The organism is Kitasatospora sp. SolWspMP-SS2h, from assembly GCF_003259315.1.
In the GTDB taxonomy this organism is placed as follows: Bacteria; Actinomycetota; Actinomycetes; order Streptomycetales; family Streptomycetaceae; genus Kitasatospora; species Kitasatospora fiedleri.
The window spans coordinates 14214-40575 of sequence record NZ_QLLT01000034.1; the positions used below are offsets into that span (position 1 = coordinate 14214).

Annotated in this window: 21 protein-coding genes, 1 tRNA gene and 2 pseudogenes; 8 read left to right on the top strand and 16 right to left on the bottom strand. The window is 72.3% G+C overall.

The features are described 5' to 3' along the window. Positions 1–385: 385 nt before the first annotated feature. From K353_RS29740 to K353_RS29765, 6 genes and pseudogenes are all read right to left on the bottom strand, one after another. Entirely contained in the window at positions 386–1207 is an 822-nt protein-coding gene (locus K353_RS29740) for a CHAP domain-containing protein (RefSeq protein WP_111556604.1), read from the bottom strand. A 65-nt stretch (positions 1208–1272) separates the two neighbouring features. Then, complete coding sequence (locus K353_RS29745) at positions 1273–1530, bottom strand: hypothetical protein (RefSeq protein WP_199528286.1); 258 nt, start codon at positions 1528–1530, stop codon at positions 1273–1275. Between the two features lie 1306 nt (positions 1531–2836). After that, positions 2837–3208: an STAS domain-containing protein gene (locus K353_RS29750; RefSeq protein WP_158585518.1), complete on the bottom strand. Its 372-nt coding sequence runs from the start codon at positions 3206–3208 to the stop codon at positions 2837–2839. Between the two features lie 67 nt (positions 3209–3275). Next, positions 3276–3605 (bottom strand): anti-anti-sigma factor, encoded by a 330-nt coding sequence (locus K353_RS29755; protein WP_111556606.1) that lies wholly within the window; start codon positions 3603–3605, stop codon positions 3276–3278. Positions 3606–4147: 542 nt separating this feature from the next. Continuing rightward, positions 4148–4750: a GNAT family N-acetyltransferase gene (locus tag K353_RS29760; RefSeq protein ID WP_111556607.1), complete on the bottom strand. Its 603-nt coding sequence runs from the start codon at positions 4748–4750 to the stop codon at positions 4148–4150. A 73-nt stretch (positions 4751–4823) separates the two neighbouring features. Then, a pseudogene (locus K353_RS29765) lies at positions 4824–5682 on the bottom strand (IS5 family transposase). Between the two features lie 94 nt (positions 5683–5776). Between K353_RS29765 and K353_RS29770 the strand changes: the two are divergent. Both K353_RS29770 and K353_RS29775 read left to right on the top strand, forming a co-directional pair. Next, positions 5777–5959 (top strand): hypothetical protein, encoded by a 183-nt coding sequence (locus K353_RS29770; protein ID WP_111556608.1) that lies wholly within the window; start codon positions 5777–5779, stop codon positions 5957–5959. A gap of 363 nt (positions 5960–6322) precedes the next feature. Next, positions 6323–7411: a site-specific integrase gene (locus tag K353_RS29775; protein WP_158585519.1), complete on the top strand. Its 1089-nt coding sequence runs from the start codon at positions 6323–6325 to the stop codon at positions 7409–7411. Positions 7412–7796: 385 nt separating this feature from the next. Here K353_RS29775 and K353_RS29780 read toward each other — a convergent pair. The 3 genes from K353_RS29780 to K353_RS29790 all read right to left on the bottom strand — a co-directional run bounded on the left by K353_RS29780 (position 7797) and on the right by K353_RS29790 (position 10114). Further along, positions 7797–7870: transfer RNA gene (locus tag K353_RS29780), tRNA-Pro, on the bottom strand. 146 nt (positions 7871–8016) lie between these two features. Beyond that, on the bottom strand, positions 8017–9312 hold the full coding sequence (locus tag K353_RS29785) for an MFS transporter (protein ID WP_111556610.1): 1296 nt from the start codon (positions 9310–9312) through the stop codon (positions 8017–8019). Positions 9313–9499: 187 nt separating this feature from the next. Further along, on the bottom strand, positions 9500–10114 hold the full coding sequence (locus tag K353_RS29790) for a TetR/AcrR family transcriptional regulator (RefSeq protein ID WP_111556651.1): 615 nt from the start codon (positions 10112–10114) through the stop codon (positions 9500–9502). 80 nt (positions 10115–10194) lie between these two features. Here K353_RS29790 and K353_RS29795 point away from each other — a divergent pair, with 80 nt between their 5' ends. Next, positions 10195–10914, top strand: a complete 720-nt coding sequence (locus K353_RS29795) for an SDR family oxidoreductase (protein ID WP_111556611.1) — start codon at positions 10195–10197, stop codon at positions 10912–10914. 99 nt (positions 10915–11013) lie between these two features. On the opposite strand, the gene K353_RS29800 is transcribed toward K353_RS29795, so the two are convergent. After that, positions 11014–11745: a YbhB/YbcL family Raf kinase inhibitor-like protein gene (locus K353_RS29800; protein ID WP_233533915.1), complete on the bottom strand. Its 732-nt coding sequence runs from the start codon at positions 11743–11745 to the stop codon at positions 11014–11016. 154 nt (positions 11746–11899) lie between these two features. Here K353_RS29800 and K353_RS29810 point away from each other — a divergent pair, with 154 nt between their 5' ends. Then, positions 11900–12790 carry a helix-turn-helix domain-containing protein gene (locus K353_RS29810; protein WP_233533916.1) on the top strand — a complete coding sequence of 297 codons (891 nt, stop codon included), beginning with the start codon at positions 11900–11902 and terminating at the stop codon, positions 12788–12790. A gap of 92 nt (positions 12791–12882) precedes the next feature. On the opposite strand, the gene K353_RS29815 is transcribed toward K353_RS29810, so the two are convergent. Continuing rightward, positions 12883–13581: a type 1 glutamine amidotransferase domain-containing protein gene (locus tag K353_RS29815; protein WP_111556614.1), complete on the bottom strand. Its 699-nt coding sequence runs from the start codon at positions 13579–13581 to the stop codon at positions 12883–12885. Between the two features lie 166 nt (positions 13582–13747). Between K353_RS29815 and K353_RS29820 the strand changes: the two genes are divergently transcribed. The 3 genes from K353_RS29820 to K353_RS29830 all read left to right on the top strand — a co-directional run bounded on the left by K353_RS29820 (position 13748) and on the right by K353_RS29830 (position 18043). Further along, positions 13748–14824: a LysR family transcriptional regulator gene (locus tag K353_RS29820; RefSeq protein ID WP_111556615.1), complete on the top strand. Its 1077-nt coding sequence runs from the start codon at positions 13748–13750 to the stop codon at positions 14822–14824. Positions 14825–15086: 262 nt separating this feature from the next. After that, positions 15087–17147, top strand: a complete 2061-nt coding sequence (locus K353_RS29825) for a phosphocholine-specific phospholipase C (protein ID WP_111556616.1) — start codon at positions 15087–15089, stop codon at positions 17145–17147. Between the two features lie 209 nt (positions 17148–17356). After that, a complete protein-coding gene (locus tag K353_RS29830) occupies positions 17357–18043 on the top strand; it encodes a helix-turn-helix transcriptional regulator (RefSeq protein WP_111556617.1) in 687 nt (228 codons plus the stop codon). A 99-nt stretch (positions 18044–18142) separates the two neighbouring features. Here the strand turns inward: K353_RS29830 and K353_RS29835 are convergent. The 5 genes and pseudogenes from K353_RS29835 to K353_RS29855 all read right to left on the bottom strand — a co-directional run. Further along, positions 18143–18295 (bottom strand): annotated as a pseudogene (locus tag K353_RS29835) (hypothetical protein); the annotation flags it as partial. A gap of 57 nt (positions 18296–18352) precedes the next feature. Then, a complete protein-coding gene (locus K353_RS29840) occupies positions 18353–19801 on the bottom strand; it encodes a GH1 family beta-glucosidase (RefSeq protein WP_111556618.1) in 1449 nt (482 codons plus the stop codon). 57 nt (positions 19802–19858) lie between these two features. Further along, a complete protein-coding gene (locus K353_RS29845; protein WP_111556619.1) occupies positions 19859–20743 on the bottom strand; it encodes a carbohydrate ABC transporter permease in 885 nt (294 codons plus the stop codon). A gap of 4 nt (positions 20744–20747) precedes the next feature. Continuing rightward, positions 20748–21689, bottom strand: a complete 942-nt coding sequence (locus K353_RS29850) for a carbohydrate ABC transporter permease (protein ID WP_111556620.1) — start codon at positions 21687–21689, stop codon at positions 20748–20750. A 92-nt stretch (positions 21690–21781) separates the two neighbouring features. Then, positions 21782–23086 (bottom strand): ABC transporter substrate-binding protein, encoded by a 1305-nt coding sequence (locus tag K353_RS29855; RefSeq protein WP_111556621.1) that lies wholly within the window; start codon positions 23084–23086, stop codon positions 21782–21784. Between the two features lie 310 nt (positions 23087–23396). On the opposite strand from K353_RS29855, the gene K353_RS29860 reads away from it, so the two are divergent. Then, complete coding sequence (locus K353_RS29860) at positions 23397–26300, top strand: glycosyl hydrolase (protein ID WP_199528287.1); 2904 nt, start codon at positions 23397–23399, stop codon at positions 26298–26300. Positions 26301–26362 lie beyond the last annotated feature (62 nt).

The following is a 26362-nucleotide window of genomic DNA, read 5'->3' on the forward strand; positions in this document are numbered from 1 at the left end:
CGCCGTGCGTGAACGGCCGTCCGAAGGCCTCCACGCACACCCGTTGTTCGCGGTGAGGTGATCGGCGGCTTGGTGCCCGGGCCGGGCGTTCACCCGGAGGAACCAGCCGTCACCGCCCCACGATGTGGGCAAAACCGTTGAGCGCGACCTCACCATGACCGAACACCAAGATCGCAGAGGTTGGGGAACAAGCTGATCGGCGGCATGTCGAAGCCCCGTCGGGCGGGGGCTGCCGGCAAAGGCCACCCGCTCGGCGGGGCTTCGATATGTACTGCTGCGGCCCGGGCGGGCCTGGTCACACCGCCGCGACCTGCACGCTCACCGGGTCACCCCTGGTGCGGGGCCGTCATCGGCCGGGGTGGGCCGGTGTCCTGCTGGTGGTCGTTCAGAAGTGGAGCATCCACTGGAAGTCGGCCTGTGCGTTGCTGACGTGGACGTGGGTGCGGGTGCCGTAGGCGAGGGGGTTGTTCCAGTTGTACTCCTCGACGTCGAAGGAGCCGTCGGAGTGGACGGCGTTGACGTAGGCGACGTGGCCGACCTTGTGGACGTCGTTGACGGCGATAGCGCCGACGGTGGGGGTGGTGTTGACGGTGACGCCGACGCGGCGGGCGGCGTCGTCCCAGGTGCCGGCGTTGCCCCAGGTGGTACCGCCCCAGGAGTTGCTGAAGCTCGGGACGCCGAGGCGGCTGGCGATGCGGTACGCCGCGAAGGCGGTGCAGTTGTTGGCGGCGAAGCCGCGGCTGCGGTGGTCGAAGTCGTTGGTGGGGCTCTGGCTGCCGCCGCCGCTGCTGCCGAGGAACTGGTGCGAGGCGTTGTTGTTCTTCAGGGTGGCGTTGAGGTTGCCCTTGGCGCCGGGGGCGAAGTCCTGGCTGGCACCGGCGTAGCCGCTGTTGAAGTAGACGCGGACGGTCTTGCCGGTGCGGTTCCACACCGAGGCGGCGTTGTTCTTGATGCAGACGCCCTGGCCGGCGCCGGAGCCCTTGAACTCGTAGCAGGTCGGCTGGGTGGTCCCGTAGTCGCCGAGGGAGCCGGTGAAGTCGGAGACCGAGCCGGCCTCGTTGCTGTTGTAGTAGTAGCAGAACTCGCCGCTGTTGCAGACGCCGTCGCGGGACGCGGCGAAGGCGGGCGCGGAGGTGGCGCCGACGAGGGGAACAGCCAGGGCCAGGGCGGTACCGGCGACGGTGAGCGTGGCGCGTATGCTCTTCATGGCTCTCTCTTTTCGTGACGTGTTGTGGACGTGTGCTTTGTTCGTGCTCGGGAGGTGGCGCGCGGTCAGTGCGTACGCTGGTACTCCTCCCAGGTCTGGATCGGGACGTGGGGGCCGTCGTCGGCGGCGTGGTTGGCCAGGCCGTTGAGGCCGAGGTAGTAGTCACCGGTCTGGTTCTGGGCCTGCGTGGACAGGTCGGTGTCGTTGATCGCGGCGGCGTGGATGTGCCACGGCCAGTCGCCCTGGCTGGGGTTGCGGACCCAGGCGGCGAACCCGACCTGGCGCAGGGCCTTGGCGACGGCGGTGCGGGTGGCGCTGGTCATGCCGTCGACGTTGACGTCCACGACACCGCCGCCGTCGTGAGTGCCGGCCGAGGTGGGGTCGCCGCCGGGGTTGTAGGAGCCCTGGTCCAGGGTCAGCTTGTAGCCCAGGAGGCGTTCGGCCTCGGTGAAGCGGCCGGCGCTCGATGACAGCGGTTCGCAGCCCCTGTGCCACGCGGCGGTCGCCGTCGGCCGGAAGGTCAGCAGCGGACGTCTGTCTTGACGGCACGTCGCCGGAGCAGGGGAAGGAACCGGTCCCGCTCAGGCCCAGCGCCCGGGTGCGCCGTGACAGGGCGTTAGCACCAAGGGAGCACTTCTCCAAAGGAGTTGTGGCCACACCGGGGATCCTGGACGTCACGTCCGCCGTCGATGACGATGACTGTGCACACGTTCCGCATGCCGTGGGAGGAACGATAGCCACGACCTGGGGGACGGCCAGGAGTTCGGACATGTGAGTGTTCGACGCCCTCCGCCCGGATGGCGGCCACCGTCTTGCGGAGATGCCCCGACAGCCCTCGGAAAGGTTCTTCGGGTCAGCGGTGGCGTCCTGGTGCGAGGTGTCCGGCCTTCCGCGAAGTCTTCGACACGGGTAGCGAGTTCGAGGATGCCGCCCTCTCCCGTCTCCGGGCAGGTCGTGCCGGCGTAAAGAGAACAGCGCGGCCACTGGACCCGGCGGTTCTATCGCCACGACGAACCCCACCCTTCGAGTGGACATGCCAAATTCAGCCTAGTCGACTCACCCGTGCGCCGGTCAAGGATGCATCAAGGGGATTGCGTGGTAACGGGATTCGCCAGCGTGATGGTCGGACGACTGCCTCCGCCGACGCGCTCAGGGCACCCTGGAGGAGTGCCCAGCCACCGAAGCCACCGAAGCTGCCGGCAGAGCCTACGGAGGCTCCGGGCGAATCTTCACTCGGGTGCTGGAGCCCGAGCGCGAAGAGTTCCGCCGGGGCCTGGAAGGGCTGACCGCGTGCGGCAAGGCCTTCGGCGAAACGAAAGCCCCCTACGCCCACCGGGCGCCCTCCAGGCACCGGCGCGGGGTGCGGGTGGCCGACCAGCGCCGCTATAACAACCTCGGCTCGGCGCGCTGCGTCCGGGCGTGGTGCCGGCGTTCGTCTCCAACGCGGTGATGGTCGGCTTCTCCGCCGGGATCGCCCTGCGGATCGTCACCGGCGTCCTCAAGGACGCCACCGGCTACCAGCCCCACGGCCACAACAAGCTCGGGGCGCCTCCGCCCGTCCGCCGCCCTCTTGCCCCCTGCGTCGGCCGGGCCGGGAGCTGCTGTGGGCGTGTCGAGCGGGGCGGGGTGTCAGGCGGTCGTGCCCGGAGCGGTGTCGTGGATGGTGAACAGCCGTTCCAGGCCGCTGAGCTCGATGAGGTGGCGCAGGTGGGTGGGAGGTGCGGCGAGTTCCGCGGGGATGCTGCCGGTGCCCGTGGTCAGGCAGGCGGTGATCAGGGCCTGCAGGCCCACGGAGTCGCAGAACGCGAGTTCGGACAGCTCCAGCACGAGGGCATGGACACCCGCGCCGGTGGCGGCGGCCAGCGCGTATTGCAGCCGGGGGGCGGTGTGGAAGTCGAGGTCGCCCTCCAGGCGCACCACCCGCACGGGCCCCGACGGGTCGAGGGGTGTGATGCGCAGCGCGTCGGCGGGGTCTGGATCGGACGGGGCAGTGGGGGGCACGCTCACCCGCCTTCCCCAGGGCCTGGCCGGGTAAGCAGTCTTTCACGCCTTGGTAAAGGCGCGGGCTCTACCGGGCGTTGGGGGCGGGGGCGGGGCCGGACTGCCCTGTGGCTAGGGTGAGGGCTTCTCGGAGGGAGCCGGTCAGGTGGAATAGGCCGGCCGCCGCGGTCAGCTCCAGGCGCCGCAGGGCGGTCGGGCTCAGCGGCCCGGCCAGCCACAGCGGGGCCCGCCCGCGGCGCCCGGCCCCCAGCAGCGCATCCAGCACGCCGGAGGAGAAGAAGTCGACCATCGACAGGTCCACCACCACCCGCTTGCCCGTCCGGGCCGCCGCGCACAGCGCCATCTCCAGCAGGTCCAGGTCCTGCGGCTCTTCGAGGTCCTTCTCCACCATCACCACGCACCCCCCTCCTCCTCAGCGAGCACGACCGGCGCATAGAACGGGGACGGCGAAGACCAGGACCAGGACGAAGACGAAAACGAGGCGGGCACCACTCCAGTGTTCCCCGTCCCACGGACATCACGGGCGTGGCAGCCGGGGCGGCTGTCGCGATGGGCAGCGGGTGGGGGGTCGGGGGTGTGTTGGTACCGGTCACAGGGCGTGACAAGGGTTGGTGACAGCCCCCGACGGACTGCTGATCCGGGCCGCCACCGTTGCCCGGGCCGGGGTCGGTTTGGCCCTGTCGGCAGGGCCGTCGGCCGGCCTCACCACGCCGATCACGAAATCGCGGTTGCCACCGCGACCGGGCCCTGGCGGCCCTTTCCACGCTCCTCGGTCACCAGGCGGGCACATGCCGGGCGGGTGCGACGGCGAGGGGGCGGAGTGCGACCTGCGAGTCCGCTTCGGCAGGCCGGCGGCCTGCTGCCCCTAGAGCCTGTCTCTTTGATGCCCTGAGGATGGTGGCGTCTGGCCGGACTGAGTGTTGGATAGTGCTCTGCCGGTCAGGCGTCCCAGGCACGAGGCCGGGCTAGCTCTTCCCACTCGGGGCGGAGTAGCGAGAACACGGCGAGGTCGTGGCGGCGGCCGCGGTGGAGGCAGGCGGCGCGGCTGATCCCTTCCTGGGTGAAACCGGACTTGGCAAGGACGGCGAGCGCGGGGGCGTTGTCGGTGTGTGTTTCCGCCGTGAGCCGATACATCGGGAGCTCGCCGAAGGCTAGATCCACCACGGCGTCGAGGGCGGCGGTGCCGTGGCCGTGCCCGCGATGTCGAGCAGCGAGCATCAGCTCGACCTGGGCTGTGCCGTTGACGATGTTCTGGCTGGTCAGTGCGACGTAGCCGACAGGGGTGCTGCCGGGAGGGAGGATGAGGAAGTCGTCGCGATCGTCGTCTTCGATGTCGCGCTCGATGCGCTCGCGCACGGCGGTGAGTGAGCGTGGCCAGATGCCTATTTGGTGGGCGGCTACGGGGTCGGATCTCCAGCTGTGCATGAGCTCGGCGTCGTCTATGTCAAGCGCTGCGAGGCCGACGGACTTGGCCCGCCAGGAAAGCTCCCTTTCAGCCTCTGCATCATGTTCGTCGCCTGCAATCCTGATGTTCTCGGCCATAGGCGGATGTTATGGGTGTTTGCAGGCCGGGACCACCGCGTTTCTCTGCTCGGTGGCACGTCGTCATGCCTGGTCAGCGACGAGCCCAGATAAGGATGGCAGCCAGATGGAATGCAGCCTGATACGCGATGGCAAGCTTGTCGGTTCGCATGGCCAGGCCGCGCCACTGCTTGAGCCGGGCGATGCACCGTTCAACGGTGTTGCGCTCCTTGTACGCCTCGGCGTCGAATCCGGGCGGGCGGCCTCCGGCGCGGCCTCGGCGTAAGCGGTGGCCGACCTGGTCTGCGGGCTGTGGAGTGATGGCCCGGATACCTCGGCGACGGAGATGCCCACGGATCGCGCAGGAAGAATAGGCGCGATCAGTGAGGACAACCGCGGGCCGGGTTCTTGGTCTGCCGACCCCGCTTCGTGGAATCCGGATTCCGGCCATGACCGCCTCGAAGGCCGGCGCGTCACCGGCCTGGCCCGCGGTGACATGGATGGACGAGGTCGTGCCCGGCTGTCGCTGGCCAGGTGGACCTTCGTGCTCAAGCCACCACGGGAGCGTCCGAGGGCGTGATCCTCGGGCTCGGACCGGCCGGGCGCCCCCTTTTCCTGGCTCCGGCGGAATGCTGGTGAGCCCGGCAGACGGTGGAGTCCACCGCGACCGTACAGCCCACCTCGTCATCGGCATCCGCCACTGCAAGTAACGCCGCCAGAACCCGTGCCCAGGTGCCGTCCATGGCCCACCTGATCAGGCGTTTGTGCGCGGTCTGAAATGGTCCGAGCTCTTCTGGCAGGTCGCGCCAGGGTGAGCAGGTGCGGTACTTCCACGCGATGGCTTCCAGAGTCCGGCGATGGTCGGCCCACCGTCGTCCACGGACCGGATCGACAGGCATCAGCGGCTCGATCCGGTCCCACATCACATCAGTGATCACCAGCCGGACAGGCATATCCGATCAACTGCTCAACCCATCAAAGAGACACGCTCTAGGCCCCATCCAGGACGCCCCGCACAAAGCCGTCGTTACCCTCATCCGCTACGTCATGCGCATCGCCGACGGCCTCCTGCTCGCCCCCTCACACTGCGCGACCAACTGGGACCTCGAGAAGACCGTCGCCGCACAATCCGGCGAAGACGACCCCGACCGCGACAACGTCGCCGTCCGCCTGACCCCGCTCGACCCCTGGCGCCCCGCCCGCGACCTCCTCTGCCGCTGCCCACGGTGACCGCTTTGCCTGGCCAACAGCCCGCTCCAAATCTTGCACCAAACACGCCAGCCCACTGCGGGCCCTCACGGAAAGTCCCAGGTCAGAGCCGTAATTTCGCGTTGGTGATCGCATGGTGGTCGCAGTCGGCCGTCCGGACGCGGGATCTGTAGCCTCGCGGGCTGATCAGGAAGTCGGAACCGCAGGAGACAGACGAGAATGCGCAGTTCAGGTCGGCGGCCGGGCCGGGTCTACCGTCGGTGCGGATGCCGTGACGCGGATCGCCGCCAGCTCGGCGCCGGGTGCCCGCGTCTTGCCGACGACAGGCACGGCACGTGGACCTTCGCCGTCGACATCCCGTCCTTCAACAGCCGCCGGCGTACCGTGCGCCGCGGCGGTTTCGAGGACGCCTTCGCCGCCGAGACGGCGCTGCGGCGCTTCCTCGAAGGCCGCCGGCTGGGGTTCGACGCCGACCCGCACGAGACGGTGGCCGCCTACCTCACCAAGTGGCTCAAGGGCATGGAGTTCTTGCTCAAGCCCACCACCTACGCCCGCTACCGCACCTACGTGCTCGGCGAGTTGATCCCTGTGTTCGGCAAGCTGCGCCTGGAGGAACTCGCCCACGACCACATCGCCGCCTACGCGCACGAGCAGCTCGAAGCAGGCCGCGGACGCCAGGCCGTCTACCACTGCCTGGCCACGCTCTCCAGCGCCCTGGGCAGCGCCGTGCGCACCCACCTCCTCCCCTTCAACGCGGCCCAGCCCCTGCCCATGCGCCGACCTCTCGCAGACGAGCGAGTGCCCTGGAGTGCCGAGCAGGCCGTCGCCTTCCTCACCCACTGCCGCGACGTCGACCCCGCCTTCGCCGACCTGTTCGAGGTCATCGTCGGCACCGGCCTGCGCAAGGGAGAAGCCCTCGGGCTCCAACGCCAGTGCGTCCGCATCAACGACCGCGTCATGTACATCCGCCACACCCTCTCCGCGATCGACAACCACGAACTCGTCCTGACCGCGCCGAAGACCAAGAAGAGCCGCAACTGGGTGCCCCTGTCGGAGCGTGTCGCCGCAGCCCTCCAGCGCGCTATGGACCGAGGCACCGCCACCGCCAACGGCCACGTCTTCCAGGACGCCCACGGCAAGCCCCTCCACCCGGCCGCGGTCCGTCGACGCTTCCACGAACTGCGCAAGCAGGCCGGACTCCCCCACGTCACCATCCACGACCTGCGCCACCTGGCTGCCACCATCGCGCTGGAGGGAAACGTCTCCATGGCCGTCATCTCCAAGACCCTGCGGCACTCCACCCTCTCCACCACCGCGAACATCTACAGCCACCTCACCTGGGAAGTCGCCATGGCCGCGGTGAACACCATCGAGGCAAGGCTGCACCTCGTCGAAGCCCGCGCCCGGTACGGCGCCGACGCTCTCGCGAACAGCAGGCCCCTGCCGAACCCGCTCTTCAGCCACGCGGCCTGACAACCACAGCGCCGCAGCCGGCCCGGCAGGCCGAACCGTCACAACCGACAGGACCGGACAACCAGCACCCCGCCCACAGCTGCACCCGATAAACATGCGGTCCGTCAAAACACCTGGCGCCGCAGGTACTTTCGGCATGCCGTTTTCCCGCGAAACCGCGCCCATATCCGCACCGAAGAGTCGACAGGCCCTCGATCGACGACGACCGAATGCCCGGCCGGGTAAGCAAACACCCCGCCACGACCGACAAGAAGGCCCTCAGCCTGCACAGATGGCCTCAAGAGGGCGATGTGAACGAGCGTTCACGACCACATTGCGACCACCAACGGAAAAGGCCGCCCCTATCATTCCGATAGGAACGGCCTCCGACCTGCGAAAATGCCGGTCGGGACGACAGGATTTGAACCTGCGACCCCTTGACCCCCAGTCAAGTGCGCTACCAAGCTGCGCCACGTCCCGTGGTCGTCCGCCCAGTGGCCCTCGCGGGTCTCTCGGCTTTCTGACCGTGCCCCCGGTCTCCCGGCGACGTGGAAAACAATACAGCACGTCGGGGGGTGCTCGCTGCCAGGTTTCGGGGGTGTGGCGGGTGGGTGGTCGGGGAGGGGTCAGGGGGTGGGGTGGCGGGAGTCGTAGCGGAGGAAGGCGGGGCGGCGGAGGGCGAGGTAGAGGACGATGGCGACGCAGGCGAGGCCGCCGGTGAGGATGGAGAGGGTGGGGGTGGTGAGGGAGGAGACGGTGCCGGATTCGAAGTCGCCGAGGCGGGGGCCGCCGGCGACCACGACGATGAAGACGCCCTGGAGGCGGCCGCGCATCTCGTCGGGGGCGGCGACCTGCATCATCGTGTTGCGGAAGATCATCGAGACGGTGTCGGCGCAGCCGGCCGCGGCGAGCAGGAGCAGGGCGAGCGGGAGGTTGCGGACGAGTCCGAAGGCGGCGATGGCCAGGCCCCAGGCGGCGACGGAGGCGAGGACGGCGACGCCGTGGCGGTGGATGCGGCCGATCCAGCCGGAGAAGAGGCCGCCGGCCAGGGCGCCGACGGCGGGGGCGGCGGCGAGCAGGCCGACGGTGCCGGCGTCGCCGCCGTAGAAGGGGAGGACGATCGCGGGGAAGAGGGCGCGCGGGAGGCCGAAGATCATCGCGGCGAGGTCGGCGGCGAAGGAGGTCCGCAGGTTGGGCTGGGTGCGCAGGAAGCGCAGGCCGTCCAGGACGGTGGCGCGCTTGCCGGTGGTGGACTGCGGGCGCATCGCGGGCAGGCGCCACATCGCGTAGAGGGTGGCGGTGAAGGCGAGGGTGTCGGCCAGGTACGCGCTCTGCGCCCCGTACGTGGCGACGGCGACGCCGCCGAGCAGCGGGCCGACGGTCTGGCCGAGGTTCATGCCGATGGTGTTGAGGGCGTTGGCGGCGGGCAGCTGTTCGCGCGGGACGAGGCGCGGGATCATCGAGGACCGGGCGGGCGAGCTGACGGCGAAGAATCCGCCCTGGAGCGCGACGGCGGCGTAGAGCGGGACGATGGAGCGCAGGTCCAGCAGGGCCTGGGCGGCGAGCAGCGCGGAGACCGCGGCGAGGCCGCCGGAGCCGATCAGGCCGAGCCGGCGGCGGTCGACGCGGTCGGCGATGGCGCCGCCGTACAGGCCGAAGACGACCAGCGGGACGAGGGAGCAGATGCCGACCAGGCCGGTGAGGAAGGTGGAGCCGGTGCGGGCGTAGACCTGGATGCCGACCGCGAGGGTGGTCATCTGCTGGCCGATCGAGGAGACCGTCTGCCCGAACCAGAGCCGCCGGTAGTCAGGGCTGTGGCGCAGCGGGGTGAGGTCGGCGAAGGCGCCGCGGGTGAGGCGGTGCAGTCCGGTCCGGGCGGGGCCGGGCGGCGGGGACGGTCGGGAGGGCGTTTCGGTGGGCACCCCGCCATGCTCGTTCAGCCGTTCGGCGGCCGTGCGGGCGGGGTGCGGCTGGACATCCGCGGGAAACAAACGGACTCCCCCGGGCTCCCCGTGCTCCCCGGACTCTCGGCGACCGCAGCCCGCCAGCCACTCGCCGGTCAGCTAGTCAGCCGGTCGGCCCCGATCGGCCCCGGTCGGCCCCAGTCGGTCAGCGCAGCAGGGTACGGGTGAGCAGCGCGGCGAGCCGTTCGTCGAGCGGTTCGCGGGTGGCGAGCAGCCGGTACCAGAGCAGGCCGAAGGCGAGTTCGGCGGCGGTGGCGGGGGTGAGCTGGGGGGCGAGCGCGCCGGCCGCGTGGGCGCGGGTGAGCAGGGTGCCGAGGGCTTCGCGGCGGGGGCGCAGCAGGGTGTCGTGGAAGCGGGTGCCGAAGGCCGGGTCGATCTGGGCCTCGGCCATCAGGGCGCGCAGGGCGTCGGTGGTGGGCGGGGTGGCGGCGGCGAACGTGGCGGCGAGGAAGGCGTGCAGGTCGGCGGCGTGGTCGCCGGTGTCGGGCAGTGGGATGTGCTGCCGGGCGTGGGCGGTGACGGCTTCGAGCAGGACGTCCGCCCGGCCGGGCCACCAGCGGTAGAGGGTCTGCTTGCCGGTGCCGGCCCGGGCGGCGATGCCCTCGACGGTGAGGCGCGCGTACCCGGCCTCGCCGAGCAGTTCGTACGCGGCGGCGAGGATCGCGCGGCGGCTCTCCTCGCTGCGGCGGCGGCCGGGGCGGGCGGGGGGCGGTGCCCCGTCGGCGGGTTCCTGCGGGTCCTGGTGCGCTTGCTCGATCACGGCGGTCACGCTACCTTAATTCGAGACGAGACGTCGCGGTTCGAAATTGCGGACCGGGGCACGCACTGGGGAGGGCACACATGAGCGAGCGCACCGCACTGGTGGTCGGCGGCACTTCGGGCATCGGGCTGGAGACCGCCCGCCAACTGCGCGACCGGGGCGCCGCGGTGCACGTGGTGGGCCGCGCCGAGGAGCGGCTGGAGGCGCTGGCGGTCAGCGACCCGGAGCTGGTCGGGCATCGGGCGGACGGCGGCGACCGCGGGCAGATCGCCGAAGTCCTGTCCACCATCGGCAGGTTGGACTGGCTGGTGGTCTCGCTGAGCGGCGCCGAGGGCGCGGGTCCGTTCGCCGAACTCGACCTGGACGCCCTGCGCGGCGCCTTCGAGGCCAAGTTCTGGGGGCAGTTGACCACCGTGCAGGCCGCGCTGCCGCACCTGTCCGAGGACGGCTCGATCACCCTGGTCACCGCGATCTCGGCCCGCACCGGCATGCCGGGCACCGCCGGACTGGCCGCGGTGAACGGGGCACTGGAGGCGATGATCCGGCCGCTGGCCCGGGAGTTGGCCCCGCGCCGGATCAACGCCGTCTCCCCCGGACTGGTCGACACCCCGTGGTGGAACGGCCTGCCGCCGGAGGCGCGCGACGCCTACTTCGCCCAGGCCGCCGCCCAGTTGCCGACCCGCCGGATCGCCTCCCCGGCGGACGTCGCCGAGGCGGTCGTGCTGGCCGCGACCAACCGCAACCTCACCGGCACCGTCCTGGAGAGCGACGGCGGCCTCCACCTCGCACCCCTCAACTGACTTTCGAAGCAATCCGGTTCGGCCCCGTCTGCCTCAGCTGCCGCCCCCGGCAGCTTGGTTGGTCGACCGACCCTCAACGACCTTCCACCGAAAGGGTGTTCACCTCGCGGCCGACACCGTGGTCCGCGCGTGGCCGATCACGTGGCCGCTCATGCTGAACGCGGTGACGGCGGCGGGCGTGGCGGCCGGCAGCGCGAGGCTCGGGGTGTCCAGGGCGTAGACGTTGATCTGGTAGCGGTGCGGGCGGTCGCCGACCGGCGGGCAGGGGCCCAGGTAGCCCTGCACGCCCGCATCGTCGGCGCCCGTCACCGCGCCGGCCGGCGGAGTCGCCCCCAGCCCGGTGGCGGTGGCCGGGACGTCCCAGACCAGCCAGTGCCAGAAACCGGAGCCGGTCGGCGCGTCCGGGTCGAACATGGTGACGGCGAAGCTCCGGGTGCCGGCCGGGGCACCGCGCCACTCCAGCCGCAGCGGCTGGTTGCCACCGTCGCAGCCGAACGCATTCGCCCAGTGCGACTGCGGGAAGCGGCCGTCGACCAGGTCGGGGCTGCTGACGGCGAACCGCTGCGCCCCGGCCGGGACCCCGGAACGGACCGACACCCGGCCGAACTCCTTCACCCCCTTCCCCACCTGGGCGCTCGAGTCGCCGACCCCCAGCAGCGTCAGCACCGCGGCGGCGGACAGCGTGACGGCGGCGGCGCGGTACGGACGCGAACGCCGAACGGCGGCGGTGGTGGCGGCGGCGGCGGCACCAGCGGTGGCAGTGGTGGCAGTGGCAGTGGCGGCACCAGCGGCGGCAGTGGCGGCCACCCGGGTACGGAACGGACGTGACATGGCGCGAGGCTCCCCGTCGATCGTCGGATCTGGCATCGGATGCCCCGACCCTCCCCCACCGGACGGATCTTGAGGAGGCCCGCCGGATGGTGGCATCCGGCGTACCAGCCTCGACACTGGACGGCCCGCCCGGCCCACGCCGATGATCGGGGACATGACCGAGCACGCCCCGTCCCCACAGGCCGAACTGGCCGCCTTCCTCCGGGCCAAGCGCGCCCGCCGGCAGCCCGAGGACGTCGGCCTGCCGCGCGGGCCGCGCCGCCGCACCCCGGGGCTGCGCCGCCAGGAGGTCGCCCAACTCGCCGCCGTCAGCGTCGAGTGGTACGTCCGCCTGGAGCAGGGCCGGGTCGGCACCCCGGGCGGCGCCGTCCTGGACGCCCTCGCCGAGGCCCTGCGCCTCACCCCGGACGAGCACCGCCACCTGCACCTGATCGCCCGCCGGGAGACCCCCGTCCCGCCCGCGCCCCGCGCCCCGCAGGGCCCCGTCCGCGACTCGCTGCGCCAACTCCTGGACGGGATACCGCTGTTCCCCGCCTACGTGACCGACCACCGGCTCGACGTCCTGGCCCACAACGCGGCCGCCCGGGCCCTGTTCGGCCCCGCGTTCGGCACCGGAGCGAGCGACAACACCGCCCGCATGCTCTTCCTCGACCCGGCCGCCCGCACCACCCAGCTCGACTGGGCCCGGGTCGCCCGCGAGACGGTCGGCCACCTCCGCACCGCCACCGCCCGCCGCCCCGACGACCCGCGCCTCGCCGCCCTCCTCGCCGAGCTCCGCTCCCACAGCGCCGAGTTCACCCTCTGGTGGGACGACCACACCGTCCTCGACCGCGCCACCGGCACCAAACGCGTCCGCCACGCCGAAGTCGGCGACCTCCGCCTCCACTACGACATCCTCACCACCGGCCACCACCGCCTCTTCACCCTCACCCCCGCCGACCCCGCCACCGACCGCGCCCTCCGCCACCTCGTCACCACCCACACCACCCGCACCGCCGCCACCAACGCCGCGGGCACCACCGTCCGCCCGATCACCGCCGCCTGAACCGGCCGGACGGCCCGTGCCCGCCGCGCAGAACCGGGCCCGGGCCCGGCCGTCCAGCCCGGCAGCTGAGCCCGGTCGCTGAGCCCGGCCGCTCAGCCCAGCCGCTTCAGGAGTTCCTCCGCCAGCGGGGCCGAGGAGGACGGGTTCTGGCCGGTGATCAGGTTGCCGTCGACGACGACGTGCGGGGTCCAGGGGGCGGCGGGGTCGACGGTGAGGCCGGCCTCGGTGAGGCGGGTCTGGAGGAGCCAGGGGGCGCGGTCGGCGAGGCCGGCCTGGGTCTCCTCGGCGTCGGTGAAGGCGGCGACCCGACGGCCGGCGAAGGCGTTGCGGCCGGTGGCGGGGTCGGTGGCGGCGAGCAGCGCGGCGGGACCGTGGCAGACCACGGCGAGGGGCTTGCCGGAGGCGAGGGCCCGGACGAGCAGGCGGCCGGAGTCGGCGTCCCGGGCGAGGTCCTCCATCGGACCGTGGCCGCCGGGGTAGAAGACGGCGTCGTAGTCGTCGAGGTCGACGTCGGCGACGGCCAGCGGGTGGTCGAGTTCGGTCATCGCGGCCAGGGCGTCGGCGAGTTCGCGGGCCTGCTCGGCGCCGCCGTTGGCGTCCGGCCCGAGGCTGGCCCGGTCGACGGGCGGGACGACTCCGCCGGGGGTCGCGACGGTGATCTCGTGGCCGGCCTCGCGCAGGGCGCGGTAGGGGGTGGCGGCCTCCTCGGCCCAGTAGCCGGTGGGGTGTTCGGTGCCGTCGTTGAGGGTCCAGTGGTCGGCGCCGGTCATCACGAACAGGATCTTCGACATGTCGCGTTCCTCCGAGGGGCGGGCTGCTTCGCGGTTGTGCTCCGACCGTAGACCGGCCGGACGATCGGTATCCAATGAGCGCGCCGATGGCAGCCATCGGTTCTCCGATGGCTCGGCCGGCCGCCGTCGGCCGTCGTCGGCCACCGCCCGGCAGTACGCTCACCCGATGGACGACCACCTGCCGCGCGCCGCCGGTGCCGGGCCCCGGTCGCGTGCCGCCGCCGGATCCGCGCCGCACACCACCGCCACCGCCACCACGGCCACCACGGCCAAGGCCGGGCCGCCGGACCTCAACCAGTTGCGCACCTTCCTCGCGGTGTACCGCCTGGGTTCGTTCACCGCCGCCGCCCGCCGGCTGGGTCTGTCGCAGTCGACGGTGACCGCGCAGGTCCGCGCGCTGGAGCGGCGTCACGGCCGGGAGCTGTTCGAGCGGCGGGCCCGGGACGCGGCGGCGCTGCCCGCGGCGGACGAGCTGGCCGCCCGGGTCGCCGAGCCGCTGGACCGGCTGGCCGGTGCGACGGAGCGGCGGCCGTCGGCGGAGCCGGTGCACCTGGCCGGTCCGGCGGAACTGCTCGGCACGCTGCTGCTGCCCGCGCTCGCCCCGCTGGTCGCGGACGGGGTGCGGCTGCGGGTGTCCACCGGGCTGACCGACCCGCTGCTGGCCGAACTCCGTTCCGGGCGGCACGACCTGGTGGTCTCCACCCGCCGCCCGACCGGCCGGGCGCTGACCGCCGTACCGCTCGCCGACGAGGAGTTCGTCCTGGTCGCCGCCCCCGGCTGGGCGGCCTGCCGGGCCCTCGCGCACCCGGCGCACCGAGCGCGCGCAAAGGCCCCGGTCGGCCCGGCTAACCCCGCGGAACCCACCGACCCCGCGGACCCCACCGACCCCACCGGTCTCGCCGACGCGCTCCCCCGGCTGCCGCTGGTCAGCTACGCCGAGGACCTGCCGATCGTCCGCCGCTACTGGCGGCACGTCTTCGGCCGCCGACTGCACGCACCGGCCGCCGTCACGGTGCCCGACCTGCGGGCGGTGCGGGCCGCGGTGGCGGCCGGGGCGGGGTGGAGCGTGCTGCCCGAGTACCTGTGCCGGGACGCGCTGGCGTCCGGCGCGCTCGTCCCGCTGCTCCGGCCGGCCGACCCGCCGATCAACACCGCGTACCTGGTGCACCGCCCGGAGGCCGCCGCGAACCCGCACCTGGCCGCCGTCCGGGAGCACCTGCTGGCCGCCGCCCGCCACTGGTGATGAGGCCGGACCGATCCGGGGCCGATCCGGGACCGCACCGGACCGGACCAGTGGTTTCCCGCCGCCGACGCGCCTCTCCCGTCGGCGGATTGACCTTGTCTGCACAACTTGGGACCGAACCGCGTGCACTTGTCCGAACAACTGGCGGCGTTCGCCGGGCGTACGCCGACCGGCCACAGGCGGTACTGCGGGCGGTACCCCGGGCGCGCTACCGTGACGGGCGCCCTCCACCCGCCCCTCACCCGCAGAGGTCGTGTCCCCCATGACTGAACCGAATCGGCGTCGTTTCCTCCAACTGGTCGGCGCGAGCCTGGCGTTGCCGGCGCTGGCACCCAGCATCGCGCGGGCCGCCGCGATCGCCCCGCAGGGCAGCACGGGCACCATCCAGGACGTGCAGCACATCGTGGTGCTGATGCAGGAGAACCGGTCCTTCGACCACTACTTCGGCGCGATGAAGGGCGTGCGCGGCTTCGGCGACCCGCGGCCGGTGACCCTGCCGAGCGGGAAGCCGGTCTGGTACCAGACGAACAGCGCGAAGAAGGAGATCCTGCCGTTCCGGCCGCAGGTGAACGACCTCGGGATGCAGTTCGTCCAGGACCTCAACCACGACTGGGCCGGCGGCCACAAGGCGTTCAACGGCGGCAAGTACGACCAGTGGGTGCCCGCGAAGACCGCCACCACCATGGCGTACCTGACCCGGCAGGACATCCCGTTCCACTACGCGCTCGCCGACGCGTTCACGCTGTGCGACGCGTACCACTGCTCGTTCATCGGATCCACCGACCCGAACCGCTACTACCTGTGGACGGGTTACACCGGCAACGACGGGACCGGCGGCGGTCCGGTGCTGGGCAACCAGGAGGCGGGCTACTCCTGGACCACCTACCCGGAGCGGCTGGAGGCGGCCGGCGTCTCCTGGCGGATCTACCAGGACATCGGCGACGGCCTGAACGCGGCCGGCTCCTGGGGCTGGATCAACGACGCCCATCGCGGCACCTACGGCGACAACTCGCTGCTCTACTTCAACAGTTACCGCAACGCCAAGCCCGGCGACGCGCTGTACGAGAAGGCCCGCACCGGGACGAACGCCAAGGCCGGCGACGGCCTGTTCGACCGGCTGCGCCACGACGTCGGGGCCGGGACGCTGCCGCAGGTCTCCTGGATCGTCGCGCCCGAGGCGTACACCGAGCACCCCAACTGGCCCGCGAACTACGGCGCCTGGTACGTCTCGCAGGTGCTGGACGCGCTCACCTCGAACCCGGACGTGTGGGCGAGGACCGCGCTGTTCATCACCTACGACGAGAACGACGGCTTCTTCGACCACGTGGTGCCGCCGTTCCCGCCCGCCTCCGCCGACCAGGGGCTCTCCACGGTCGCCACCGGCGCCGACTGGTTCGCGGGGAACGCGAGTTACCAGGCCGGCCCGTACGGCCTCGGGCAGCGGGTGCCGATGCTGGTGGTCTCGCCGTGGAGCACCGGCGGCTACACCTGCTCGGAGACCTTCGACCACACCTCGGTCATCCGCTTCATCGAGAAGCGCTTCGGCGTCACCGAGCCGCACATCTCCCCCTGGCGGCGCGCCGTCTGCGGCGACCTGACCTCCGCCTTCGACTTCACCGCGAGCACCGCCGCCCGGCCCGCGCTGCCGTCCACCGCCGCCTACCTGCCCGCCGACCACAACCGGCACCCCGACTACGTGCCCACCCCGCCCGCGACCGGCACCATGCCCCGGCAGGAGGCCGGGTCCAAGCCGACCCGCCCGCTCAAGTACGCGCCGTACGTGGACGGTTCGGCCGACACCTCGACCGGCAAGTACGCCCTCGCGTTCAGCGGCGGCCCGGCCGCCGGCGCCCAGTTCCTGATCACCTCGGCGAACCGCACCGACGGCCCGTGGACGTACACCACCGAGGCCGGCAAGTCGATCTCCGACGCCTGGAACACCGCCTACTCCGGCGGCGTCACCGACCTGACCGTGTTCGGCCCGAACGGCTTCCTGCGCCGCTTCCGCAACCCCGGCAAGACCGCCGGGCCCGAGGTCACCGCCCGCCACAACGCGGCCACCGGCACCCTCGACCTGAGCTTCACCAACCCCGCCGGCGCCGACGCCGTCCTCACCGTCACCAACGCCTACGCCGGCTCCCCGCGGACCGTCACCGTCCGCCGCGGCACCACCGCCACCCTCACCCTCGACCTCTCCGCCTGCCGCCGCTGGTACGACGTCACCATCACCTCCAACCTCACCGCCGACTTCGTCCGCCGCCTCGCCGGCCACGTCGAGACCGGCGCCCCGTCCCTCTCCGACCCGGGCCTGCTCACCTACTGACCGGCCCGCCCGGCCCGGATCGGACGGTGTCCGAACCCTGCGCCGCGGGCTGCGGCCGGAGCCACCGGCCGCAGCCCGCGACCTTTGACACCGGACGCCCCAGTGGTCTAGACCTACCCCGAACGGTCGGCGGGCGGAGGAGCGGAGGAGCGCGATGCACACGGTGACCCGTCCCGGACGCGTCCGTCGCAGCCCCGGCGCGTCCTGAGATGTCCGCCGCGGTCGAGGCGGCCGGCCACCACCGGGCCCCAGCCGGGGAGCTGGCCGAGGAGCTGGTCGGGGCGGACGCCGTCCGCGGCCGGCTGGCCGAACTCGGCGCGGGGGCGGTCTCCCAGGTGCTGGCGTTCCGTCCGGGCAGCGGGCGGCCGGCCGGGGTGGCGGAGCAGCGCTGGGACGAGGAACTGCTGGGCCGGGGCGTCGAGTTGCGCGTGCTGGTGGTGGACGCGGTGCGCGGCGATCCGTCCGCCGTGGCGTACGCGCGGCGGCTGGTCGGGCTCGGCGGGCAGGTGCGGACGGTGTCCGCGCTGCCGCTGCGGATGGTGGTGCTGGACCGGGAGACCGCGGTGCTGCCGCTCGATCCGGGGCGGGCGGACACCGCCGCCGTGCTGCACGGCCGGGGGCCGGTCGCCGCGCCGGTCGCGCTGTTCGACGGGCTGTGGCCCGGCGCCGCGCCGCTGTGCCACCCCCGGGGCCGCGACCGCGACGGCCTGACCGCGCAGCACTACACGCTGCTGCGGATCCTCCAGCAGGGCGACACCGACCTGGTGGCGGCCCGGAAGCTCGGCGTCTCCGAGCGGACCGTCCGGCGGCTGGCCGCCGAGGCGCTGGAGGTGCTCGGTGCCCGCAGCCGCTTCCAGGCCGGGGCCCGCGCCGCCGAACGCGGCTGGCTGCGCTGAGAGCGGCGAAACGGCACCGCGCCTCGGCACCGCCCCACCCCACCCCACCCCGCCGCAACGGCGGGACGGGACAGGGCGGGACAGGACGAGGCACGACCGCTACCGCTGCTGCGCCCGCGGTGCCCGGGCGTACCCGGCCGGCCGGGTGGTGAAGGTGCCCCGGCCCTGCGTGCGTCCGCGCAACGCGCCCGCGTAGCCGAAGAGTTCGGCCAGCGGGACGGTCGCCGTCAGCACCGCGCCGCCGCCGCGCGCCGGACCGGGCCGCCTCCTCCAGCGTCCCGGCCCGGCGTGCGGCGGGCGCGCCCGCGCTCACTCCGGCAGGGCGCCGTCCCGGATCACCCGGGCGTACCAGTGCGCGCTGTCCTTGGGCGTGCGCCGCTGGCTGGCGAAGTCGACGTGCACGATGCCGAAGCGCTTGCTGTAGCCGTACGCCCATTCGTAGTTGTCGAGCAGCGACCAGAGGAAGTATCCCCGGACGGGCGCGCCGTCGGCGATCGCGCGGTGGACGGCGGCGAGGTGGGCGTGCAGGTAGTCGATCCGCTCGGGGTCGTGGACGGCGCCGCTGGGGTCGCTGTAATCCTCGTAGGCGGCGCCGTTCTCGGTGACCAGCAGCGGGACGCCGGGCAGGTCGTCGCGCAGCCGGGTGAGGAGTTCGTACAGGCCGTCGGCGTCGACCGGCCAGTCCATGGCGGTGCGGGTGCCGGGGGCGGGCAGGAAGCGGATGCCCTGGTCGGCGGGCCAGGGGCTGCCGCCCTGGTGGCCGTCGCCGCGCGGGGCGTCCGCGGCGGTCTCGGCGGGGTCCTCGGCGGCCACGACGGTGGGCGTGTAGTAGTTGATGCCCAGCGAGTCGATCGGGTGGGAGATCTCGGCGAGGTCGCCGTCGCGGACGAAGGACCAGTCGGTGACGTGCGCGGTGTCGGCGAGGACGTCCTCGGGGTAGCTGCCGCGGAAGACCGGGTCGAGGAAGATCCGGTTGGCGAGGCCGTCGATCCGGCGGGCGGCGTCGAGGTCGGCGGGGTCGGTGGAGAGCGGGCGGACGGCGGCCAGGTTGAGGGTGAGCGAGACCTGCGCGGTGGCGGGGAGTTCGGCGCGCAGCGCGGCGGTGCCGAGGCCGTGGGCGAGCAGCAGGTGGTGGTGGGCGGTGAGGGCGGCGGTGTGGTCGGTGCGGCCGGGGGCGTGGACGCCGTTGCCGTAGCCGAGGAAGGCGCTGCACCAGGGCTCGTTGAGGGTGGTCCAGGTGGGGATGCGGTCGCCGAGGCGGCGCGCGGCGATGCCCGCGTACTCGGCGAACCGGTACGCGGTCTCGCGGTGGGTCCAGCCGCCCTCGTCCTCCAGTTCCTGGGGCAGGTCCCAGTGGTAGAGGGTGGCGACGGGGGTGATGCCGGCGGTGAGGAGTTCGTCGACCAGGCGGTCGTAGAAGTCGAGTCCGGCCTCGTTGGCGGGGCCCCGGCCGCCGGGCTGCACGCGCGGCCAGGCGAGCGAGAACCGGTAGGCGCCCAGGCCGAGTTCGGACATCAGGGCGACGTCGTCGCGGTAGCGGTGGTAGTGGTCGGCGGCGATGTCGCCGGTGTCGCCGTTGCGGACGGCGCCGGGGCGGCGGGCGAAGGTGTCCCAGATCGACGGGGTGCGGCCGTCCTGGCCGGCGGCGCCCTCGATCTGGTAAGCGGCGGTGGCGGCGCCCCAGACGAATCCGGTCGGGAAGCGGGCGGGCGCGGGGGCGGGGGTGGCAGTGGTCATGGGAAGAGTCTCGACGGTCATGTCGCGTTCCATCCAAACGAGTTGAGGGTGTGCCAGCTCATCGGGCGCCGGGCGGGGTCAGCCCTTGACGGCGCCCTGCATGATGCCGCCGACGATCTGCCGGCCGAGCAGGGCGAACACCACCAGGACGGGCAGGGTGCCGATCAGGGTGCCGGCCATCACCACGGACTGGTCGGGGACGTAGCCCTGGCCGAGCGACTTCAACGCGACCTGCACGGTGGGGTTCTGGGAGCTGAGCGCGACGATCGGCCAGAAGAAGTCGTTCCAGGTGGCCATGAAGGTGAGCATGCCGAGCACGGCCATGCCGGGGCGGGCGACCGGCAGCACGATGGAGCGGAAGATCCGCAGCAGCGAGGCGCCGTCCATCCGGCCGGCCTCGACCAGTTCGTCCGGCAGGGCCTGCACCAGGTACTGGCGCATGAAGAACACCCCGAACGCGGAGACCAGCGAGGGCAGGATCACCGAGGGCAGCTTGTTCTGCAGGTCGAGCTTGACGATCACCATGAACAGCGGGATCACGCCGAGCTGCGGCGGGATCATCATGGTGCCGACGGTCAGCGCGAGCAGCGCGCCCCGGCCGCGGAAGCGCAGCTTGGCGAAGGCGAACCCGGCGAGCGTGGAGGAGAGCACCACGCCGGCGGTGACGACGCCGGAGACGATCAGCGAGTTGAGCAGCGCCTTGCCGATCTCGGCCTGCTGGAGCGCCTCGCCGATGTTGTGGAACAGGTTCGGCCCGGGCGTCAACGCGGGTGTGGTGGAGCCGAGTTCGGAGTTGGAGCGGCTGGCGGCGACCAGCGTCCAGTAGAACGGGAAGACCGCGAGCAGGGTGGCGCCGATCAGCACCGCGTAGGCGAGCGGTCCGCCCTTGAGCGGCGAGCGCGCCTTGCGGACGAGCGGGCGCGCCGGGGCGGGGGCGGCGGGCTGGTCGAGTACGTGGGTCATCGGGTCACCGGTCCGTGCGGTTGCGGCGGGCGGCGATCGCCGCGTTGAGCAGGGCGAGCAGCACGATCAGCAGGAACATCACCCAGGCGACGGCCGCGGCCCGGCCGAGGTGGAAGAACGTCCAGCCCTGCTCGTACAGGTACAGGCCGAGGGTCTGGTACTGGTGCGAGATGCCGCCGCCGGAGTTGCCCTCGTACAGCAGGGGTTCGCCGAACAGCTGGGTCGCGCCGATGGTGGAGACGACCACGGTGAAGACGATGGTGGGGCGCAGTCCGGGGATCGTGACGTGCCGGAACTGCTGCCAGCGCGAGGCGCCGTCGACGGCCGCGGACTCGTACAGCTCGCCGGGGATGGACTGCATGCCGGCCAGGTAGATCAGCGCGTTGTAGCCGGTCCAGCGCCAGGTGACGATGGCCGAGACGCCGAACTGGGAGGCCCAGGTGTCGGCCTGCCAGTCGACCGGGTGGAGGCCGACGCTGCTCAGCACCCAGTTGATCAACCCGTAGTCGCGGCCGAAGAGTTGGGCGAACACCAGGGTGGCGGCGGCCACCGAGGTGGCGTACGGCATCAGCATCGCGACCCGGAAGAAGGTGCGGCCGCGGAGCCGGTAGTTGAGCAGGTGGGCCAGGCCCAGGGCCATCAGCAGCTGCGGCACGGTGGAGAGCACGCCGATGGTGAAGGTGTTGCGCAGCGCGTTCCAGAAGAACGGGTCGGACAGCAGCCGGGTGTAGTTCTGGAAGCCGAGCCAGTCCATCCGGTCCGAGGTCTGGAGCTCGACCCGGTGCAGCGAGACGTAGGCGGTGTACAGCAGCGGGAACAGGCCGAACGCGGCGAACAGCCCGAAGAACGGGGCCAGGAAGCCGTACGGGGCGAGTCTGCGGCCGATCCGCCGCGCGGGCGCGGCGGGCTGCGCGGCGGGCAGCCGGGTGGTGGAGCTGAGGGCCATGGGCGGGGTCCTTCGACGGGGGCCGCCCGGCCCGCCGCTGGCGGGAGCGGCGGGACGGGGCGGCGGGGTTGGCTACCGGAGGTGACGGTCCGTCAGTTGCCGTTGGCCTTCTTGACGTTGTCCAGGGCGTGCTTCCAGGCGGCGTCCGGCGCGGTGCCGGTCCGCTCGACCTCGCCGAGGGCGTCGGTGAACGCCTTGCCGATCACGCCGTCGTCGGTGCCGAGCACCTGGGCGGGCATCGCCTTGGCCGACTCGCTGAAGATCTGGCCGATCGGGGCGTTGTTGAAGTACGGGTCGGTGACGTCCTTGATGGCGTCCTGGGCGCCGGTCGAGGACGGGAAGGAGCCCTGCTTGGTGAAGAGGGTGGCCTGCTGCTCCTTGGCGGTCAGCCACTTGATCAGCTCGGCCGCCTCCTTGGGGTGCTTGGCGGTGCGCGGGACGGTCAGGTAGGAGCCGCCCCAGTTGCCGGTCTTGCCGGGGCCGGGGGCGATGTCCCACTTGCCGGAGCCCGCGTCGCCGGCCTGGCCCTTGATGTAGCCGATCATCCAGGCGGGGCAGGAGAGGGTGGCGAACTTGCCGGTGGTGAACGCCTTGTTCCACTCGGGCGTCCACTGGGCGAGCTTGGCGGACAGGCCGTCGGCGACCAGCGCGGTGGCGTCGTTCCAGGCGGTCTTCACGGCCGGGCTGCTGTCGTAGACGGCCTTGCCGGACTCGTCGGAGTAGCGGACCTTCTGCTGGCCGACCTCGGCGGTGAACATGCCCGCGGCGCTGTCGGTCCAGGCGTTGCCCGCCTCGGCCTTGGCCGCGTACTGCTTGCCGAGGTCGAGGTAGCCCTGCCAGGTGGACCACTTGGCGGCCAGCTCGGTGCGGTCGGTGGGCAGTCCGGCGGCCTGGAACAGGTCGGTGCGGTAGCAGATCGCCTCGGGGCCGACGTCGGTGCCCGCGCCGAGGACCTTGCCGTCCGCGGTCTTGATCGCGGCGCCCTTCCACTCCACCAGGCCGTCGTTGACGTCGCCGATGCCGAGCGTCTTGAGGTCGGTGAACTTGTCGGCCTGCTTCTGCACGACGCTGGCCACCCGGCCGACCTCCAGGCCCTGGATGTCGGCGAGGCCGCCGCCGCCCGCGAGCTTGGTCTGCAGCGCCTGCCAGTACTGGCCCTCGTCCTGGGTGTCGGTCTGCTTGATGGTGACGTTCGGGTGGAGCTTGGTGTACTCGTCGTACAGGCCGGCCTCCTTGAACCCGAAGGTGCCGAACAGGTCCACCGTGATGGTCACCTTGCCGTCGGCGGCGTCCGTGGACCCGGAGCCGCCGGAGCTGCACGCGGTGAGCAGCAGCGCGGTGGCGAGGACGGTGCTGCCCAGGGCAGCGGTGGAGCGGCGGACTCTCGGGGTAGCCATGCGAGTGCCTCCAGGCGGGGCGGGAGCGTGGGTGGAGTGCGGAAAGAGGAAGCTGGTGCCGATCGGAAGGCGCCCGACCCTCTGAGAGCGCTCTCAACCGATGCCGAGAGCCTGCCGGGGCGGAAGTTCGCTCGTCAAGACCCCGAAACCTGACCGTAATCTCCGAGCGGCCCCGATCAGGACTTTCGGGTTCTGAACGCAACAGTCTGCGTCACGCCGGTTGACACCCCTTCAGCACCACCTCTACGGTCCGCTGGCTGAGAGCGCTCTCATACTGCACCGCCCGCCCCCACTCAAGGTGGACACCATCATGAAGCTCCGCTCCCTGCGCGGCCCCACGGCCGCCCTGACCACGCTGGCCCTGGCCGCGGCGGCCACCCTCGCGGCGGCCCTGGGCGCCGGCAGCGCCTCCGCCGCCACCACCGTCCGGGTCGGCCTCGGCGGCTACTCCGACGCCCGCCCGGCCGGCACCGTCGGCCCGAGCAACTCCGACGGCGCGCCCGTCACCCCCAAGGTCACCGCGCGGATGGCCGGACAGGCCGCCCCCACCAACGACTGGTGGTCCTCGCTGATCTACCAGCGCTACGCGGGCAACCCGTACTCGGAGAACCTGTACGCCCACCCGATGACCTTCAAGGCGCAGGCCGCGGGCCTGGAGGTCGGCTACCCGACCACGCCGACCATCACCTCCGACGGCCGCCAGTACGACTACACCCACACCCGGGACCTCACCCTGGGCGTGGCCGGGCTGAACTCCCCCGACACCAAGGTCGACGGCTGGTCCGACTGGACGGTCACCCCGTACTGGGCGGACTCCGCGCACACCTTCAGCGCGACGATCGGCCACGGCCTGCCGTACGTGTACGCGCACGCCACCGGCGGCGCCGCGCAGGTCACCACCGCCTCGGCGCCCACCGTCTTCAGCAACCAGGGCAGCGTGCTCGGCATCACCGTCGGCGGCCACCACTACGGCCTGTTCGCGCCCACCGGCAGCAGCTGGAGCGTCAACGGCACCACCCTGACGGCGAACCTCGGCGGCAAGGACTACTACTCGGTCGCGCTGCTGCCCTCCACCGCCGACCTCGCGCAGTTCCGCACGTACGCCTACAACTTCGTCACCGACACCAGGGTCGGCTGGACCTACGACCAGGCCGCGGGCAAGCTCACCACCACCTTCACCGCCACCACCGCCGCCCAGGAGGGCTCCGGCACCGGCACCCTGCTCGCGCTCTACCCGCAGCAGTGGCAGGCCACCCCGGACGCGCTCACCGCGCTGACGTACACCTCCCCGCGCGGCACCATGAAGGTCCGCCAGGGCTCGTCCTTCTCCACCGTGCAGAGCGTCACCGGCGTGCTGCCCTCGCTGCCCGACGTCGGCGCCTACGATCGCACCGCGCTGGACGGCTACCTGCACCAGGTCTCCGACGCGAGCGACCCGTTCAACGGCGCCACCGACACCTACTGGGTCGGCAAGGCGCTCGGCCAGATGGCCCAACTGGTGCCGATCGCCGACCAGTTGGGCGACACTGCGGCCCGTGACAAGCTGCTCGGCCTGATGAAGGGCAAGCTCCAGACCTGGTTCGCCGGCACCGGCTCGCCCGGCTTCGCCTACGACTCCACCTGGAAGACCCTGATCGGCTACCCGGCCTCCTACGGCACCGACGCCGAACTCAACGACCACCACTTCCACTACGGCTACTTCGTGCAGGCCGCCGCCACCGTCGCCCGCTACGACAGCGCCTGGGCCGCCGACGCGCAGTGGGGCGGCATGGTCAAGCTGCTGACCAAGGACGCCGCCAACACCGACCGCACCGACGCCCGCTTCCCCTGGCTGCGCAACTTCGACCCGTACGAGGGCCACGGCTGGGCCTCCGGCCACGCCGGGTTCGCGGCCGGCAACAACGAGGAGTCCTCCTCCGAGTCGCTGAACTTCAGCGCCGGCCTGCTGCTGTTCGGCGCCGCCACCGGCGACACCGCGCTGCGCGACCTCGGCGTCTACCTGTACACCACCGAGGCCAACGCCGTGCAGCAGTACTGGTTCGACGCCGACCACCAGGTCTTCCCGGCCGGCTTCCAGCACTCCACCGTCGGCATGGTCTGGGGCTCCGGCGCCGCCTACTCCACCTGGTGGACGGCCGCGCCCGGCATGATCCACGGCATCAACTTCCTCCCCGTCACCTCCGGTTCGCTCTACCTGGCGCGCCGCAAGGACGACCTGGCCGCCAACCTGGCCGAGCTGAAGGCCGGCAACGGCGGCGCGTTCACCGACTGGCGCGACCTGCTCTGGGAGGCCGAGGCGCTCACCGACCCCGCCGCCGCGAAGGCCGACTGGGACGCCGGGAAGGCCGGCTACACCCCGGAGGAGGGCGAGTCCAGGGCCCACACCTACCACTGGATCTACGACCTGGCGACCCTCGGCACCCTGGACCCGGCGACCACCGCCGACACCCCCACCGCCGCGGTCTTCGTCAACGGCACCACCCGCACCCACGTGGCGCACAACTACACCACCGCCGCCCGCACCGTCCGCTTCTCCGACGGCTACACCCTGACCGTCCCGGCCCGCTCCACCGCCTCCGAACGCGGCACCAAGCCCGACGGCGGCACCGGCGGCGCCACCAACTCCCCCTCCCCGTCGGCCAGTCCGTCGCCGTCCCCGTCGTCCTCGCCCTCGACGTCGCCCTCGCCCTCGACGTCCCCCAGCAGCCCGCAGACCCGCCCGGGCACGCTGTACCTCCAGCCGAACGGCACCCTCACCACCGCCTACGGCACCGGCGCGACCGGCAGCACCATCGCCTCCGGCGGCGGCGCCAACCACGACGGCACGCCCTACCAGCCGCTGACGTACACCCTCACCCACCTCACCGGCACCCTGCGCCCCGGCGGCAGCACCGACTTCGACCTGTACGTCGACGCCGGCTCCTCCGTCGCGCTCGCCCAACAGGCCCGCGTCTCCTACGACTTCGACGGCAACGGCACCGTCGACCGGACCGAGACCTACCGGTACTTCGCCACCGACCCCGTCCCCGGCTGGGAGCGCTACGGCGCCACCTCGGGCGTCCAGGCCACCACCGGCGCCCCGCTCGCCAACCTGAGCAACGGCACCGTCAAGGTCGAGGTCTGGCCCGCCCTCGGCAACGCCCCCGCCCAACTGCGCACCGGCGCCACCCAGTCCCAGGGCAGCGCATCCGTGCTGCGCCTGCCCTTCGACTGACCGGCCCCACCCCGACACCTCCCGGGGCCGGAGCGGAGTCCGACAGGTCCGCCCCGGCCTCG

Excerpts from the sequence above, each read along its gene's own strand:
- K353_RS29740 (WP_111556604.1), bottom strand. The coding sequence starts at position 1,207 with ATGAAGAGCATACGCGCCACGCTCACCGTCGCCGGTACCGCCCTGGCC.
- K353_RS29745 (WP_199528286.1), bottom strand. The coding sequence starts at position 1,530 with ATGACCAGCGCCACCCGCACCGCCGTCGCCAAGGCCCTGCGCCAGGTC.
- K353_RS29820 (WP_111556615.1), top strand. The coding sequence starts at position 13,748 with ATGGACGACCACCTGCCGCGCGCCGCCGGTGCCGGGCCCCGGTCGCGT.
- K353_RS29760 (WP_111556607.1), bottom strand. The coding sequence starts at position 4,750 with ATGGCCGAGAACATCAGGATTGCAGGCGACGAACATGATGCAGAGGCT.
- K353_RS29840 (WP_111556618.1), bottom strand. The coding sequence starts at position 19,801 with ATGACCGTCGAGACTCTTCCCATGACCACTGCCACCCCCGCCCCCGCG.
- K353_RS29855 (WP_111556621.1), bottom strand. The coding sequence starts at position 23,086 with ATGGCTACCCCGAGAGTCCGCCGCTCCACCGCTGCCCTGGGCAGCACC.
- K353_RS29825 (WP_111556616.1), top strand. The coding sequence starts at position 15,087 with ATGACTGAACCGAATCGGCGTCGTTTCCTCCAACTGGTCGGCGCGAGC.
- K353_RS29795 (WP_111556611.1), top strand. The coding sequence starts at position 10,195 with ATGAGCGAGCGCACCGCACTGGTGGTCGGCGGCACTTCGGGCATCGGG.
- K353_RS29860 (WP_199528287.1), top strand. The coding sequence starts at position 23,397 with ATGAAGCTCCGCTCCCTGCGCGGCCCCACGGCCGCCCTGACCACGCTG.
- K353_RS29770 (WP_111556608.1), top strand. The coding sequence starts at position 5,777 with ATGCGCATCGCCGACGGCCTCCTGCTCGCCCCCTCACACTGCGCGACC.
- K353_RS29850 (WP_111556620.1), bottom strand. The coding sequence starts at position 21,689 with ATGGCCCTCAGCTCCACCACCCGGCTGCCCGCCGCGCAGCCCGCCGCG.
- K353_RS29800 (WP_233533915.1), bottom strand. The coding sequence starts at position 11,745 with ATGTCACGTCCGTTCCGTACCCGGGTGGCCGCCACTGCCGCCGCTGGT.
- K353_RS29830 (WP_111556617.1), top strand. The coding sequence starts at position 17,357 with ATGTCCGCCGCGGTCGAGGCGGCCGGCCACCACCGGGCCCCAGCCGGG.
- K353_RS29810 (WP_233533916.1), top strand. The coding sequence starts at position 11,900 with ATGACCGAGCACGCCCCGTCCCCACAGGCCGAACTGGCCGCCTTCCTC.
- K353_RS29815 (WP_111556614.1), bottom strand. The coding sequence starts at position 13,581 with ATGTCGAAGATCCTGTTCGTGATGACCGGCGCCGACCACTGGACCCTC.
- K353_RS29845 (WP_111556619.1), bottom strand. The coding sequence starts at position 20,743 with ATGACCCACGTACTCGACCAGCCCGCCGCCCCCGCCCCGGCGCGCCCG.